The 14,854-nt window shown below is 37.9% G+C and carries 13 protein-coding genes; 2 read left to right on the top strand and 11 right to left on the bottom strand.

Annotated elements, in window-relative coordinates; all coding sequences use genetic code 11:
* Positions 1-18: 18 nt before the first annotated feature.
* From gpsB to G6R02_RS08490, 5 genes are all read right to left on the bottom strand, one after another.
* Positions 19-318, bottom strand: coding sequence for a cell division regulator GpsB (gpsB, locus tag G6R02_RS08510; protein WP_164668797.1), 300 nt, complete (start codon positions 316-318; stop codon positions 19-21).
* An 845-nt stretch (positions 319-1,163) separates the two neighbouring features.
* Complete coding sequence (locus G6R02_RS08505) at positions 1,164-1,571, bottom strand: cytidine deaminase (protein WP_164668796.1); 408 nt, start codon at positions 1,569-1,571, stop codon at positions 1,164-1,166.
* Between the two features lie 69 nt (positions 1,572-1,640).
* On the bottom strand, positions 1,641-1,997 hold the full coding sequence (locus G6R02_RS08500) for a DUF1798 family protein (protein ID WP_164668795.1): 357 nt from the start codon (positions 1,995-1,997) through the stop codon (positions 1,641-1,643).
* A 68-nt stretch (positions 1,998-2,065) separates the two neighbouring features.
* Positions 2,066-2,332, bottom strand: coding sequence for a hypothetical protein (locus G6R02_RS08495; RefSeq protein ID WP_164668794.1), 267 nt, complete (start codon positions 2,330-2,332; stop codon positions 2,066-2,068).
* Between the two features lie 292 nt (positions 2,333-2,624).
* Entirely contained in the window at positions 2,625-3,578 is a 954-nt protein-coding gene (locus G6R02_RS08490; RefSeq protein ID WP_164668793.1) for a DUF2515 family protein, read from the bottom strand.
* Between the two features lie 88 nt (positions 3,579-3,666).
* Between G6R02_RS08490 and recU the strand changes: the two genes are divergently transcribed.
* Together recU and G6R02_RS08480 are read left to right on the top strand one after the other, a co-directional pair.
* Complete coding sequence (recU, locus tag G6R02_RS08485) at positions 3,667-4,257, top strand: Holliday junction resolvase RecU (protein WP_164668792.1); 591 nt, start codon at positions 3,667-3,669, stop codon at positions 4,255-4,257.
* An 18-nt stretch (positions 4,258-4,275) separates the two neighbouring features.
* Positions 4,276-7,056, top strand: a complete 2,781-nt coding sequence (locus G6R02_RS08480; RefSeq protein WP_164668791.1) for a penicillin-binding protein 1A — start codon at positions 4,276-4,278, stop codon at positions 7,054-7,056.
* A gap of 86 nt (positions 7,057-7,142) precedes the next feature.
* Here G6R02_RS08480 and nth read toward each other — a convergent pair whose 3' ends face one another.
* The 6 genes from nth to dinG all read right to left on the bottom strand — a co-directional run bounded on the left by nth (position 7,143) and on the right by dinG (position 14,646).
* Positions 7,143-7,805 (bottom strand): endonuclease III, encoded by a 663-nt coding sequence (nth, locus tag G6R02_RS08475; protein WP_164668790.1) that lies wholly within the window; start codon positions 7,803-7,805, stop codon positions 7,143-7,145.
* Positions 7,806-7,809: 4 nt separating this feature from the next.
* Positions 7,810-8,493 (bottom strand): DnaD domain-containing protein, encoded by a 684-nt coding sequence (locus G6R02_RS08470; RefSeq protein ID WP_164668789.1) that lies wholly within the window; start codon positions 8,491-8,493, stop codon positions 7,810-7,812.
* 97 nt (positions 8,494-8,590) lie between these two features.
* The gene (gene asnS, locus G6R02_RS08465) at positions 8,591-9,883 is read right to left on the bottom strand and encodes an asparagine--tRNA ligase (protein ID WP_164668788.1); all 1,293 of its coding nucleotides are present in this window, start codon (positions 9,881-9,883) and stop codon (positions 8,591-8,593) included.
* A 17-nt stretch (positions 9,884-9,900) separates the two neighbouring features.
* On the bottom strand, positions 9,901-11,085 hold the full coding sequence (locus G6R02_RS08460) for a pyridoxal phosphate-dependent aminotransferase (RefSeq protein WP_164668787.1): 1,185 nt from the start codon (positions 11,083-11,085) through the stop codon (positions 9,901-9,903).
* A gap of 12 nt (positions 11,086-11,097) precedes the next feature.
* Positions 11,098-11,601: a cell wall elongation regulator TseB-like domain-containing protein gene (locus tag G6R02_RS08455; protein ID WP_164668786.1), complete on the bottom strand. Its 504-nt coding sequence runs from the start codon at positions 11,599-11,601 to the stop codon at positions 11,098-11,100.
* Between the two features lie 243 nt (positions 11,602-11,844).
* On the bottom strand, positions 11,845-14,646 hold the full coding sequence (gene dinG / locus G6R02_RS08450; protein ID WP_164668785.1) for an ATP-dependent DNA helicase DinG: 2,802 nt from the start codon (positions 14,644-14,646) through the stop codon (positions 11,845-11,847).
* Positions 14,647-14,854: the final 208 nt, after the last annotated feature.

Here is a 14,854-nt window from a genome sequence, read left to right as displayed (position 1 = left end):
TGGTAAATTATGATAGGTTTATGAATCTGCGTATTTTTTCCCGAATACTGCTTTTTCCAGGTTGGACAATCGTTTCAACACATCATAATTGACTTGATGATTTGGAGTCGCAGTTCTTGTTCTCGTTTGTTCTGAATGCTTTCGGAGCCGCTCGTTTTCCTGTCTTAAATTTTCAATCTCCTGCTGAAATGCTTCATAATCCTGTATGACTGTATCTAAAAACTCATCAACTTCCTCCTGGTGATATCCGCGCATTGCTGTTTTAAACTCTTTTTCAAGAATATCTTTCCCGCTTAGCTGAATGCGATTTGAATTCATTTTTAAAGTCACCTCGTATTTTACAATTCTTGTTTACTTTTTGGACTGACTATTGATTGTCATTTTAATTGTATTTTTGTCCGGCAAATATATGCATCATTTTATTCAATCTAGTACCTAGTATAACATTATTGGGTGAACTTGTCTTATTACATTTAAAAAAGGTTGTTGTTTAAGGATTATTACTGTGAATGTAATAGTTCATAAATAAAGGCTATCTTCGCATGGATTGTTGTTTTTTAATACGAAAGACATAACTGAGAACTACTTTGAATAAAGTTGAGTGCAACAACATCGCTCCGGAAATACACTTCGCTTTCCGGGGGCGGCTGGTGAGCCCACTTCGTGCTCGTCGTGTTGCAAGTGATTTCGGAGAAGCAGCACTCCTCGCAGAAAAAATTGCTGGCGCACTCAGTGGTCTCACCGATGCCTTTCCTCGAGGTCACTGAAAAACTACCATCTTTTTAATTGAATAAAAATCGTTTCCCGAATTTTAAGCAAATATCATCTTTAAGTGGGGAATGACAAACGATTTTTCCTTCAATTTACTAAGTAAAGTGGGGAAATAAATTTCCAAAATATGTTTTTCAGCAGCCCAGCCTTTCCTCCCCCAGGAGTCTCCGTGTATTCCCTCCGCTGAGTTTTGCTCACTTTATCTTGGTAAATCAATAATTTTTTTGTAATGAAAAAGATTTAACCCTGTAAACCATCCGTGGCGTCAAGGGGCATTACTAAAGGTACAACTCGATTTTCCCGAAATACGTCGCAGTTTATTTCAACTACGGAGTTAGAAAGCAACAAAATTTACATAAAGAGTCAAAAAAAATGAAGCTGATTAATCAGCTTCATTTGGGGATCTCCTCCATATCTTCCGGCTGGAAGGAAAATGGTAACAGTTCTTCTACTGTAACGGTCTTTGTATTGTTATGTAGATTGGTTAAATGTAATTTCATCGAGCTACCAAAAAACTCACTCATAACCTGTCTGCAGGAACCGCATGGAGGTACTGGCCTTTTCGTGTCAGCAACTACTGCCATTTCTGCAAATTCACTTTCACCATCTGCAATTGCTTTAAATATAGCCACTCGTTCGGCACAGCAACTTACAGGGTATGCAGCATTTTCGATATTACATCCTGTGTATACTTTTCCGGATTTTGTTAAGAGTGCTGCACCAACAGGAAATTTTGAGTATGGGACATATGCTTTATTTCTGATTGTTATTGCATCCTGAATCAATTCTTGCTTACTCATATTTTTCCCCTTTCACATCAAATGGAAAATAATTATAAATGAAATCGCTTAACTTGTAAAGTATTTCATCTACTGTTGCTGAAGATCTTCCAGCAGCTGATCAAGGATAAAGTTCACCGAATGATTCAGTTCCATATACCGTTTACGTTTTACATCAATATAAAAACTGTGCATTAACAGAAGTCCCATGTTTTCTTTTGTGGATGTTACCTGTTGTGGATGAAGATTGACTTTACGCTCTTTTACGACTTGAAGCGCATTGTCCTCCCATTTCTCCAGTAATTCGTATATCGGTTCCGTATACGCTTTTACCTTTAGAAAAAAATCTTTATCCCTCCTATTTTCCGGAGGGTCATTTTTCACATACATTTCTTTTAATTTATCTGCATGTTCTTTAAATTCTTGTGTCTGTGTAATCAAATCCATAAATGTTCCTGCCTTTATAAAATTATCTGCAGGTATATTTTATCATTTATTTGTGTAATAATCACTTGTTAGGATGATCTTTTCCTGGCATTAAACGTAAAATTCGGCAATATGATTTTCTTCGTATTTTTCATACGCTTCCTGGAAATCTTTTTGACAGTTGAATTTAAACCATCAATTTCCCTTTTCAGATTATAAAAATTCTGCTGAATATCACTATCCGTGCTCATGGTTATTTTTTGATCGATTAACCGTAATTGATCAGCTAACCCTGATAACGTATTGGCAAACTTCTTTTTTTCTGTTTCCTGGACATTCTTTCTCAAATCCATCATTCGAATCACCCTTATTTAAAAGTATTAAATCACTAATTCGAGCAAAATATAATCATCCCTTCCACTTCGACAAAACTAGAAGAAAAGTTGCAAAACTAGTGTAGATTCGTTGAAAAACAGACAAACTATACACGAAGGAGGGTTTTTTTAATGAAAAGGAAACGAGCGGAACAGAAAACAGAAGAGCACCATAAGAAACAAAAAAATCGAACCAGAAATAAAAAACTGGATGGCCCGAACCGCCCATCCACGTAAAAGCTGAAAAAGGATTTGTTTACATGCAAATCCTTTTTTATGCAAAGAAATTTTTCAGGTGGTAATATGCATAAAGCAAATTTCTTCTTATATAAAATGAATTACTAACATCGTTGTACAGTTCAGCTGATTTATCCGACCACCATTTCTTCTTTAACCCCCCTATTTTATACCAGTCCCTCCGAATTATATCCTGATGCGTTATTACTGGGTATGCAGCCCGTAATATTGGACTTTTTTCAAGCTTTTTATCAAAGAATTGTTCATAGTCCCTTCGTGAACCTGTATGTTCTACATGTAACGCAAAATCAAGCAGCTTATTATAAATATCAGGATTGAAAATGATGGATGCAATATGTTTTCCTAAGGTAATCCGTTTAGTGACATTAGTGAAGTCATGTACAAATGCACCATATAATTTTTCTGACCTTGTTGGTATAATAATTGCATTTAAATAGAAAAAGTCCTGAAGCAGGTATGGAAACTGCCTGAAAATATGATACTTAAAAAAAGACTGTTTTATCACGGGCTGGTGAATAACATTCTGTTCATTAATGATTAACGCTGTCATAAGCCGGTCTTTATTCCTGTTATTCCAAAATCTCTCCCATTCCCTGACCATGAACCGTGAGACATGGAGTTCAGGCAATAAATGGAACATCGGTTTATTGAGCTGCAGGGAAATTTTATAAATTAATAACTGTGGATATGCATCTGAAAAAATGAGCCAATTTGCCCGTTCGTACGTCATAAACATTCGCTTGCGTTCAGTTTTAGAAAGGATTTTCTGAAAAGGTGACAATAATAAATCAGTCATATTCCACCCGGCATTTCTGGATACCATACTTGCTACAAGTGCCCACTTTATCTCAGGATAGTGGATGTAGAAGTTTTGATAGGCCTTTGTACGGGAAATATTATCAACATTATGTTTCTTTGTACGATTTATTATATAATATAGATGGTCATGTTTTCCCCGTTTCGAATTCATGGTATGAACCACCTTTCCGGATGATGATTATAGTTATCAAGTTAACGTTTTTCTGATATGATACTGTAATATACAAGGGGGAGAATTAATGAACTATCCAAACGGACAAAAACATAAAAATATCCAGCAAAGGTCTGCTTCCCAGTATAAAAAAGGCTACAGCAACCGTGGAATGACACTTGAGGAGGATATAAACACAACGAATTCATTTTACCTGGATACTGATAAAGCAGTAATTCACAAAAAACCGACCCCTGTCCAAATTGTGAATGTCCATTATCCAAAACGAAGCGCAGCAGTTATTACTGAAGCGTACTTCAAACAAGCTTCAACAACTGATTATAATGGGATTTACCGGGGCAAACATATTGATTTTGAAGCAAAGGAAACGAAAAATAAAACTCGCTTTCCATTAGCAAATTTACATGACCATCAAATAAAACATATGAAAAGCATATTAAATCATGGGGGTATAAGCTTTCTGATAATCCGTTTTGCGGTATATAATGAGACTTACTTTATGCAGGCGGAATCATTTTTAACGTACTGGAATGATCATTTAAATGGCGGAAAAAAATCGATTCCATATGAAAATATTAACAAAGAAGGACATATTATTCCGTTTCACTATCAAGCAAGAGTCGATTATCTGAAACTTATCGACAAGCTCTATTTTTAGATTGGAGGAAGAGGCGTTATGGCAGAAAAAGGCCAATCTCGTACAGCCAGAAGAAAGCAAAAAAAAGCATCTAAAAAACCTTTATGGAAAAAAATATTACTAATAACTGCTATTACATTCCTGGCTATCGGTATAGGTGTCGGTGCTCTTTTTACGTATTATATTGCCACGGCACCGGAAATTGATGCAGAGAAATTAAAAAGCCCGTTTTCATCAAAAATTTATGATAAAGATGGCGAACTTTTTGCAGATCTCGGGGCAAAACAACGAACCAAAGTTGAATATAACGAACTGCCTGATGTGCTGATTGATGCCGTCATCGCAACAGAAGATTCAAGGTTTTTTGATCACCCCGGTATCGATATCTGGCGTATCGGTGGTGCAGTAGTAGCTAATATAACGGAAGGCTTTGGTTCTGAAGGTGCAAGTACTATTACCCAGCAGCTTGTTGAAAAATCATTCCTGTCACATGAAAAGAAAATCAGTCTCAAAGTTCAGGAAATGTGGCTTGCACTGCAGCTTGAACGGGACTATTCCAAACAGCAAATTCTGGAAATGTACTTGAATAAAATTTATTACGGAAAGGGTGCATATGGTGTAGCAAAAGCGGCAGAAACTTATTTTGGTAAAACAGATTTAAGTAAACTGACATTGCCTGAAGCTGCCATACTTGCTGGATTGCCACAACGGCCATCAGCATATAATCCATTTAAAAATCCGGAATTAATGAAAGAGCGGATGAACACCGTTTTGCATCTTATGGTACAACATGGAAAAATATCAGAAAAACAAGCTAAAGAAGCAAGACAAGTTGACATCCCATCACTATTGACCAAAGATAGCACTGATTCAACACCATATGAAGGATTCCTGCAGCGGGTTCAACAGGAAGTAAGTCAAAAATTAGATGGTGCAGACATTTATACTGACGGATTAAAAATATATACAACCATTGATCAGGATGCTCAAAAACATGTAGAATTTCTAATGTCTAACAGCGAAGATAGCCCAATTAACTATCCGGAGCCCAAAACGAACCCTGAGAATGGTGAAACAGTAAAAATGCAGGCAGGAATGGCTGTATTGGATACAAAAACTGGTGCGATACGGGCCATCGGTGGTGCACGCGGTGGTAATGAAAATCTTGGCACAAACTACGCCCTTTCTACAGGTGGCGGTGTTGCGGGTATAAGTCGACAACCAGGTTCAACATTTAAACCAATAATCGGCTACGGCCCAGCAATTGAAAACTTGCAATGGTCGACATATCATCAGCTGAATGATGATGGTCCTTATGAGATAAAAGGTGATGCTGATGGTGATCAGATTGAGACATGGGCTAACCAGTACTATGGTTGGGTTTCCATGCGTTTTGCATTGCAGCAATCACTGAACGTTCCTGCTGCCAAAACTTATGCGGAAATCGGCGGAAGTACAGCTAAAGAATTTGCGGAGGGAATAGGTATAACGTTTGGGAATAATGAAATCGGACTTACTGATGTGCTTGGTGGAGGAAAAATTGGTACCAATCCTCTCGAGCTTGCCGGAGCATATCGCGCTTTTGGCAATGGTGGTATTTACAATGAACCATATGCAGTCAGAAAAGTTGAACTCCCGGAAACTGGTGAAACGGTTAATTTGAAACCGGAACCTGAAGCAGCGATGTCTGACTATACAGCATACATGATTACCGATATGCTGCAAACTGCTATTACAGAAGGTACAGGTACACAGGCAAATGTTTCAGGATTACCAGACGCAGGTAAAACAGGTACAACAACACGAGACGGTGTAGATGGATCTCCTAACTCCTGGTTCAGCGGGTATTCCACAAATTATACGATTTCCATTTGGACCGGTTATGATAACCCTGATATAGGGTTGGTAGGTTCAGAAACGAAAGTACCGCATCAATTGTATAAACATACGATGACCGAGTTGTCCAAAGACATTGAAACACCGGACTTTACAAAGCCTGACTCGGTTGTGGAAGTTGCGGTTGAAAAAGGAACAAGACCGGCCAAATTACCGAGTGAATACACACCTGAATCTGAAATTGTGACCGAGCTATTTGTAAAAGGCAATGAACCTACAGAAACATCTGAAGAATACGATCAGCTTGATCCTGTTGAAAATCTAAAAGCTGAGTTCAATCAGGAGTCAGATACGATTAATGCAGAATGGAAATATGATACAGAGCAGGATGTCTCCTTTAAAGTTAGTGCAAGTATCGATGGCGGTCAGATGCAGGAACTGTCCTCCACTGAAGAGACATCAATTGAAATTTCGAATGTCGAACCTGGAACTGAATATGAAATTCAGGTTGTTGTTGTAAGTAATGAAACGGAAGAAAACAGAAGTGAACCTGCAACAACTACTGTTGCTGTTCCTGAAGAAGATGAAGAAGATGAGGAAGAAGGTAATGAAGGCGAAAATGGTGAAGGAAATATTCCAGCCGTTCAAGGTCTCAGCGCCGCAACGACACCTAATTCAACGATAGATGTTTCCTGGCAATATAATGGGCCGCCTGCCAGACATGAAGTGGTCGTTGCTAGGGATGGCCAGCAACTGCAGACACAAACTATCGACTCAGCTGGTATTGTTATTGAAGGCGATGGTGGTGCCCCGCTACAGCCGGGCAACTATACGATTACCGTTACCCCAGTTGGACAAAATGGCGCTAATTCTGGAGTCAGAGGTGGATCCAGTACTGTGGACGCTACTATAGATGGTAACCAGGATAATGGACAAAATAATGGTGGCGATGGTAGTGGAAATCCATCAGGTGGTAATAACTAATAAAAAGATAAAAAGAGGCAACCTCAATTGGTTGCCTCTTTCATTATGCTTTGCAAGATATACACGATTAAAAAATCTGATAAATATTACTTGCTGACTGCTTCTCTTTTCTTCATTCGCTTCTGCCCTTCCCTGCACAGATCAAGTAATGGGCACGTCGGACACTCGGGATTTCTTGCTTTACAATGGTACCTGCCGAAGAAAATCATTCGATGATGTGTGTCTGCCCATTCATCTTTAGGCACCTTCTTCATTAATGTCTGTTCAACTTCCAGAACGGAATCCTTCCAGCGGCATATCGCCAATCGTTTAGATACACGTTCCACATGCGTATCGACAGCGATTGCCGGTTCTCTAAAGGCAACAGAGGCCACCACATTGGCAGTTTTTCTGCCCACTCCGGCAAGTTTCATTAATTCTTCTTTTGTCCTTGGTACTTCCCCGCCATAGTCATCAATCAGCATTTGACAGAGTTTACGAATATTTTTTGCCTTGTTTCGATATAAGCCAATAGACTTAATATCCTGCTGTAATTCTTCAAGAGAAACTGCTAAATAGTCTTCCGGCTCCTTATATTTTTTGAACAATGATTCAGTAACCTTGTTTACAAGTACATCCGTGCACTGGGCAGATAATAAAACAGCAATAACCAGTTCAAACGGATTGGCATGACGAAGTTCACACTGTGCCTCGGGGAACATCTCCTTCATTACATCCAAACAGTAGTTAACCTGTGTTTTATTCAACAATTTCTTAGTCCTCCCCATCCAGCCAATTATAATAAAATGATGTATCTCTTTTTTTATTTGTTCCGGTATCATTTTGCTTAGCCTGATTATTATGAAATGATTTACTTGCTTCCCGCGCTTGTTCTACAGAACGGATACCCTTCTTTTTCCATTCGCGAAGAATTCGGTCAATATACTTAAAATTAAGTTTTCCCATTAATACCGATTCACGCAGGGCAGCTTTAATCAGAGCAGGTGCAAGCTCGTCCTCATCCAGCCAAGTATTGATCATTTCAATTTCAAATGGTGATAACGGTCTGCCAAATTCCTGTTCAAATAAGATGAATATAGTTCCGTCTTCATCAGGCTTCTTTTGTTCTTCCACCGAAAAAAGTTTTTCCAGAAGCGGATTTAAACTGTACGCCTCACTTAATTGATTCTGCTCATTTTTCATTTGTTCAATCGACAGGTAGTTGCGCTGAATCAGTGTACGTAAAATATTTGAACATTCCTTCTCATCGATGGTTAGATGTAATGAAAGTTCATTAGGTGTCGGAAAGTCAACTTTCTTTTGAAGAAAGCGGAAAATCTGTAAAACAACCATTACTTCTTTCTCATTCAATCCGACCGAAGCATAATTCTCAAGTAATCTTGCAGGAACCTGAACCTGATTCAATAAAATATCCTGAAATGAAATGGATTTCGTCATAACATGGAACACCTCATTTCTCAGTATAGCATGAAATTTAAATTAAACGATTATAAAATCCCTTGCCTCTTCATTCTGCAAGGGATTTTACTTTTTATTAAGGATACAAACGGTTCAACAGTCTAGGGAATGGTATCGTTTCTCTTACGTGTTCCACACCGGATAACCATGCGACTGTTCGTTCAAGGCCCAGGCCAAATCCTGAGTGTGGCACACTTCCATATTGACGTAGTTCCAGGTACCACTGATATGCCGGTCCGGTTAAATTATGTTCCTCATACCGTTGTTTCATTAACTCCAGATCATCAATTCGCTGTGATCCGCCGATAATCTCTCCGTACCCTTCAGGTGCGATTAAATCAGCACATAAAACAACTTCTGAGCGTTCGGGATCCGGTTTCATATAGAAAGCCTTAATTTCAGCCGGATAGTTTGTAATAAAGACCGGTTTATCAAAGTTCTCAGCGATTGCTGTTTCGTGTGGAGCTCCAAAATCCTCTCCCCACTCGATATCAGTAAATCCTTTTTCCTTCAACATTTCAATTGCATCATCGTATGAGATTCTCGGAAATGGTGCCTTAATTGCTTCGAGTTTTGTTGTGTCCCTATCGAGTGTTTTCAGTTCAAGCTTGCAATTTTCCAACACGGATTGAACGACAAAGCTGACATATTGTTCCTGTACTTCCAGGCTTTCATCATGATCCAAAAACGCCATTTCCGGCTCAATCATCCAGAATTCAATTAAATGTCTTCTTGTTTTGGATTTTTCTGCACGGAAAGTTGGACCAAATGAGAACACCTTACCCAGTGCCATTGCTGCTGCTTCCAAATACAGCTGACCACTTTGTGATAAATAAGCCTCTTCATCAAAATACTGTGTATGGAACAGTTCAGTCGTACCTTCAGCAGAAGATCCAGTCAAAATTGGCGGATCGACCTTAACATAACCATTATCATTAAAAAATTGATACGTTGCACGAATGATTTCGTTTCTTATTTTCATAACTGCATGCTGACGTTTGGAACGTAACCACAAATGGCGATGGTCCATTAAAAATTCAGTCCCATGCTCTTTCGGAGTAATTGGATAATCAACTGCTTCCTGAATTAATTCAATGTTACTGACCTGCATTTCGTACCCAAATGGAGACCTTTTATCCTCGACAATCTTACCCGTTATGTAAATCGAGGATTCCTGAGTCATGTTTTTTGCAAGTTGAAACGTTTCTTCCATTACGTCATTTTTAGCTACTACTCCTTGAATAAATCCTGTACCGTCCCTTAATTGTAAAAAGGCAATTTTTCCACTTGATCGTTTGTTGGACAACCAAGCCCCAATTGTTACTTCTTCCCCTTCGTGTTTTGGCACTTGTGATATCGTTGTTTTCAAAAGATTACCTCCAATAACTATGATTGATGATTTAAAACAAAACGTTTTATCCGCTTTGCTGCTTCTTCTAATAATTCAACTGATACGGCATAAGATAAACGTACATTATCCGGTGCTCCAAATCCCGAACCGGGCACTAAAGCAACTTTCTCTTCTTCAAGTAATGCCTTAACCCACTCATCAACAGTGTTAAAACCATTGCTTTTAACTGCTTCTCTTACATTTGGGAATAAATAAAATGCACCTTTTGGTTTTTTACATGAGATACCTGGAATATCATTCAATAAATGAAATAATATATCAAGCCGTTTACTGAATGTTTTTCGCATTTCTTCATTCGGATCTTCTTCTGACTGATACGCAGCAAGTGCTGCATATTGAGCAATGGATGTCGGATTTGATGTCGAATGCGATGCAAGATTTGTCATTGCTTTAATAATTTTTTCCGACCCTGCAGCATATCCTATTCTCCATCCTGTCATTGCATGTGATTTCGAAACGCCATTAATGATAATGGTTTGATTTTTAAGTTGCTCAGACAGCTGTGCAACGGAAACATGCTTGTCGTTTGTGTAAATCAATTTTTCATAAATTTCATCTGAGATAATTAAAACCTCATGTTTCTGACAGATTTCGCCTAATTTTTGAAGCTCATTTTTATCGTAAACCATTCCGGTTGGATTACTTGGTGAATTAATGATCATGGCTTTTGTTCTAGGTGTAATTGCCCGTTCTAATTGTTCCGACGTTAATTTGAAGTTATTTTGTTCATCTGCTTCGACTATTACCGGTTTTCCACCTGCAAGTTTTATTTGTTCCGTATAACTAACCCAATAAGGGGCTGGTACAATTACCTCATCATCTTTATTTAATAATACCTGAAACAGCGTATACAAAGCATGTTTGGCGCCTGTAGTCACAATTATTTCTTCTTTCGAATATTCGAGGCCGTTATCCTGTTTAAACTTGTCGACAATTGCATTCTTAAGGTCAATTATTCCTCCGGATGGTGTATATTTAGTAAAACCGTTAATCATGGCATCCTCAGCTGCATCAATAATATACTGAGGAGTATTAAAGTCAGGTTCACCTGCCCCAAGACCGATAACGTCATAACCCTGATTTTTTAATTCTTTAGCTTTTGCCGTTATCGCCAAAGTTGATGACGGTGTCAATGTTTTAACCCTATCTGCTAATTCCATGTAATCACCTTCCTATTTAAACATCCTTCTAAAGCCAATCATTTCAATTCTTGAACCATCATAGATGGATAAATAATCAATGACAAACCGATTGGATTCATCTGTATATGTTAGTTCCCATGCCGGATCATTATCATCCGTTACAATCGCTGGTGCTATTTCATGCATCTCACAATTTTTACATTTCCCGCGCCAATTGTTTCTGATGGTTTCCTCCGGTACTATATCAGACTTACTGATAATTGTTAAATCCTTATTTTCTGCCTTAAACGGATAAAAAACAATCTTTTCTTCATTATTTTTTGTTTTACCATGTAATATATAATAAGCTTTTTTACCGTGAAATCGCTCAACTTTTCCTATTTCAGTCAATTCTGTTTCCTGGATCACTGCCTCTTTCACACGATTGAATGAAGCAGTTTTGTCCTTTTGGATATCATTATACAAAAATACACCATAAATAAAACAAGAAACCAGAAAAAGACATACGATGCCGATTATCCATTTAAGTTTCATTATCCATCATTTCCCCTCCAATAATAAATGCTTCTTGTTTTATCATATTTTACTACTCATACAGTTCACTGCTCACGCTAACACTATAAATAAAGTTGAATAAATAAGATGAACTCACAATTACAGTATAACAAGCATTCCCGCAAATTTGGTTGATTTTTATTTATCTCAACAAAAATTACCTGTCCCATACCAGATCATACTGATGCATCAGCCGGTGCATCAGTATTTTTTATTTTTATTTTAAAACCATTCTTCTGCTTTATCCATTAATTTCTGTGTGGAGTCGTATGTTACCGGTACTGATGGGATTGACTCGGTAAAATATTTTCCGTATCGCGCTTTCATAACACGTGCATCACAGACAAATACTATTCCCCGATCAGAAGTTGAGCGAATCAATCTCCCGAATCCCTGTTTAAAGCGGATAACAGCATTTGGTAAGGATAACTCAAAGAATGCATTTTTCCCATGATCCTTCAGGTAATTTGATTTTGCTTCGTAAATCGGATGATTTGGCGGCTGGAATGGAAGCCGCACAATCATCAGGCATGATAAATCCTCACCAGGGATATCCACTCCTTCCCAGAATGAACTGGTACCCAACAGAATAGCTTGATCAAATGTTTGAAAGTTCTTTTTTAGTCTTGACCTGCTGCCGCTGGAAATACCTTGGGCAATCAGCATATATTTGTTAATATCAATTGTTTCTTTCAGTAAGTTATATGATTTTTTCAGCATATCATAGGAAGTAAACAGGACAAGCATTCTTCCCTTTGTAATCTTCGCCAATGATAAAATCGCTTCACAAGTGGAATAAATAAAATCATCAGGATTACCATATTTAATATCCGGAAAATCATTTGGAACCATTAATTGAACCTGTTGCTGATACGAAAAAGGTGAATTTATTTTTTCAGTAATTGTCCAATCAGATGAAAGACCGAGCCGATTCATGATAAACGAAAATGAGTTCTTCATTGTCAAAGTAGCACTTGTTAAGACGACACTTTCCTTTTGATCGAAAAAATCATCTGCCAGGAGCGTGGACATATCTGTAGGCTCACTGTAAATGTAAACAGCATTTTTGGCTCCATATGCCTCGATTTCTATCCATTTTACATTGGCAATACCCTCATCCATTAAAAACAACTGCTCAATTCGGTCGATAACCGATTGCAGTGCGGTCATGCTGTTATGGAGATCCTCCAAAACATACTTATCAAAGCTTTCCTCTTTTGTAAGCAATTGTTTTAACTGTGACAGCAAATGGATCATGTCTCTGAAGTAAAAAATTATCCGCTTGGACATTTCTTTGATAACATTCCACTGGTCGGGATTTTCTTTGCTCTCATCAAACCGGTACTGAATTCTGCCAATGTCACTTAAAGTCTTATCCTTTTGCTTTTGTTCAATAACATACTCAAAAAGCATACGGAATAAATCGTCAACCTCATATTTAGTTTTACCAGCAATGTCGTTCCATTCATCCATCTGAAAGGATTCATGATTTATTTGGTAGCTTTTTAATACTTTTGCCAGCCACCCCTCATTAGTTGTGCCAATTTGTGTCAATGTATACTGCACACTAACATAATCGAGTTTTAAACCATAATGCTTTGAAGCCGTTTCTTCCAGATGATGTGCTTCATCGATTATCGCTTTATTATACGATGGCAGCAATTGATAATCATTGAACATATCCGTGCATAGTAATGCATGATTTGTTATCAGGATGTCTGCCTGTTGTGCCTTTTTACGTGCCTTTTGATAATATGAACGGGAGAACCAAGGATTTGATGGATCAACTATACCTTCTGCATCGGTTGAAATTTTCCGATAGTAAAAATAACCACTCGATGGCATCTGGATTTCATCAATGTCGCCTGTTTTTGTCTCTGTCAGCCAGACAAGTATCATTGCTTTGGTAAGGGTAATATCGTAATTATCCTGTTGTCCGGAGGCTAATGTACGTTCAAATTTTTCCAGACTGATATAATGCTGTTTTCCTTTTAACAAAGCAACCTTAAACGGAAAAGGTATCAGTTTACGAATCAATGGTATTTCCTCATCCATTAACTGTGATTGCAATTGTGTTGTATATGTACTTATAACTATCCTTTTTTTATTCGATACCGCTTCATATATAGCCGGTAATAAATAGCCTAGTGATTTACCAGTTCCGGTTTCAGCTTCAATCAATGCATGTTTCTCTGATTGAAACGAATCGAAAACAGTCTCAGACATTTCTCTTTGTCCGTTTCTTTTTTCATAATTATCCATCTGCTGCTGCATCGTACCATCTGTTTCATATATATCATCAAGATAATTGCCAAACGCTATATCAACATTACTTTTATCAGGTCTGGCGTCATCAATATACCTGAATGCCAGCCCTCTGTAGGTATCCATGTTCTTATCCTCATCCATTGAAAAAGCCAGTTTCTGCTCTTGTTCATGCAGCAATGTGTATAAATCGGATTTAAGCATTTTTTCCAGGTTCAATAAATGTGAAACTGTTTCATATGGCAGGGAAGTCATTTTATGTTTCAGTTCAAGAAATAACTTCGCCGTGACATAAGCATCCGACAAAGCGCGGTGTGGTTCATCATGCATGATTTGAAGATATTCCGCCAATTGGCCCAATTTGAAACTTGGAGCCTGCGGATAAAGGATACGGGACAGTTCAACCGTATCAAGTACAGGGTTATTCAATTTAATAAATCCAATTCGATCGAGTTCTGCATTGAGAAAGCTCAAATCAAATGGAACATTATGAGCAATTAAATAGCTGTTTTCAAACATGGAAATAATTTCATGAGCTTTATCTTCAAATACAGGAGCATTTTTTACATCTTCATCTGTTATGCCGGTTAAACTTGATATAAATGATGGAATTTCTATTTTTGGATTAATGAAAGTGGAAAATTCATCAGTAATTTCATCGTTTTGGATAACTACAATTCCTACTTCAATTATTCTGTCATGACTTGCCGGTGAATGACCTGTTGTTTCCAGGTCAATAACGACATACTTCCTGTCCATAATTCCACCTTACTCTCATTTAATTACTTATTTTTGCTTTAAAGCTGTTTTTAGTTACTTTTGTTATTTTCCATTGCAAATGACATAAACTGCAAACTACTTTAAAAAAGTTTATGTGCTTTTATGCCGCTGCGGGAATACACTTCGCTTTCCGTGGGCGGCTGTTGAGCCCTCTTCGTGCTATCGCACTCAGATGTCTCACCTAGGC

Source organism: Virgibacillus doumboii (assembly GCF_902806455.1).
Classification (GTDB): Bacteria; Bacillota; Bacilli; order Bacillales; family Amphibacillaceae; genus Lentibacillus; species Lentibacillus doumboii.
Note: the sequence above shows the minus strand (reverse complement) of the source record. Positions and strands in the feature narration are given on the sequence as shown.

Excerpts from the sequence above, each read along its gene's own strand:
- gpsB (WP_164668797.1), bottom strand. The coding sequence starts at position 318 with ATGAATTCAAATCGCATTCAGCTAAGCGGGAAAGATATTCTTGAAAAA.
- G6R02_RS08505 (WP_164668796.1), bottom strand. The coding sequence starts at position 1,571 with ATGAGTAAGCAAGAATTGATTCAGGATGCAATAACAATCAGAAATAAA.
- G6R02_RS08500 (WP_164668795.1), bottom strand. The coding sequence starts at position 1,997 with ATGGATTTGATTACACAGACACAAGAATTTAAAGAACATGCAGATAAA.
- G6R02_RS08495 (WP_164668794.1), bottom strand. The coding sequence starts at position 2,332 with ATGATGGATTTGAGAAAGAATGTCCAGGAAACAGAAAAAAAGAAGTTT.
- G6R02_RS08490 (WP_164668793.1), bottom strand. The coding sequence starts at position 3,578 with ATGAATTCGAAACGGGGAAAACATGACCATCTATATTATATAATAAAT.
- recU (WP_164668792.1), top strand. The coding sequence starts at position 3,667 with ATGAACTATCCAAACGGACAAAAACATAAAAATATCCAGCAAAGGTCT.
- G6R02_RS08480 (WP_164668791.1), top strand. The coding sequence starts at position 4,276 with ATGGCAGAAAAAGGCCAATCTCGTACAGCCAGAAGAAAGCAAAAAAAA.
- G6R02_RS08470 (WP_164668789.1), bottom strand. The coding sequence starts at position 8,493 with ATGACGAAATCCATTTCATTTCAGGATATTTTATTGAATCAGGTTCAG.
- G6R02_RS08460 (WP_164668787.1), bottom strand. The coding sequence starts at position 11,085 with ATGGAATTAGCAGATAGGGTTAAAACATTGACACCGTCATCAACTTTG.
- G6R02_RS08455 (WP_164668786.1), bottom strand. The coding sequence starts at position 11,601 with ATGAAACTTAAATGGATAATCGGCATCGTATGTCTTTTTCTGGTTTCT.
- dinG (WP_164668785.1), bottom strand. The coding sequence starts at position 14,646 with ATGGACAGGAAGTATGTCGTTATTGACCTGGAAACAACAGGTCATTCA.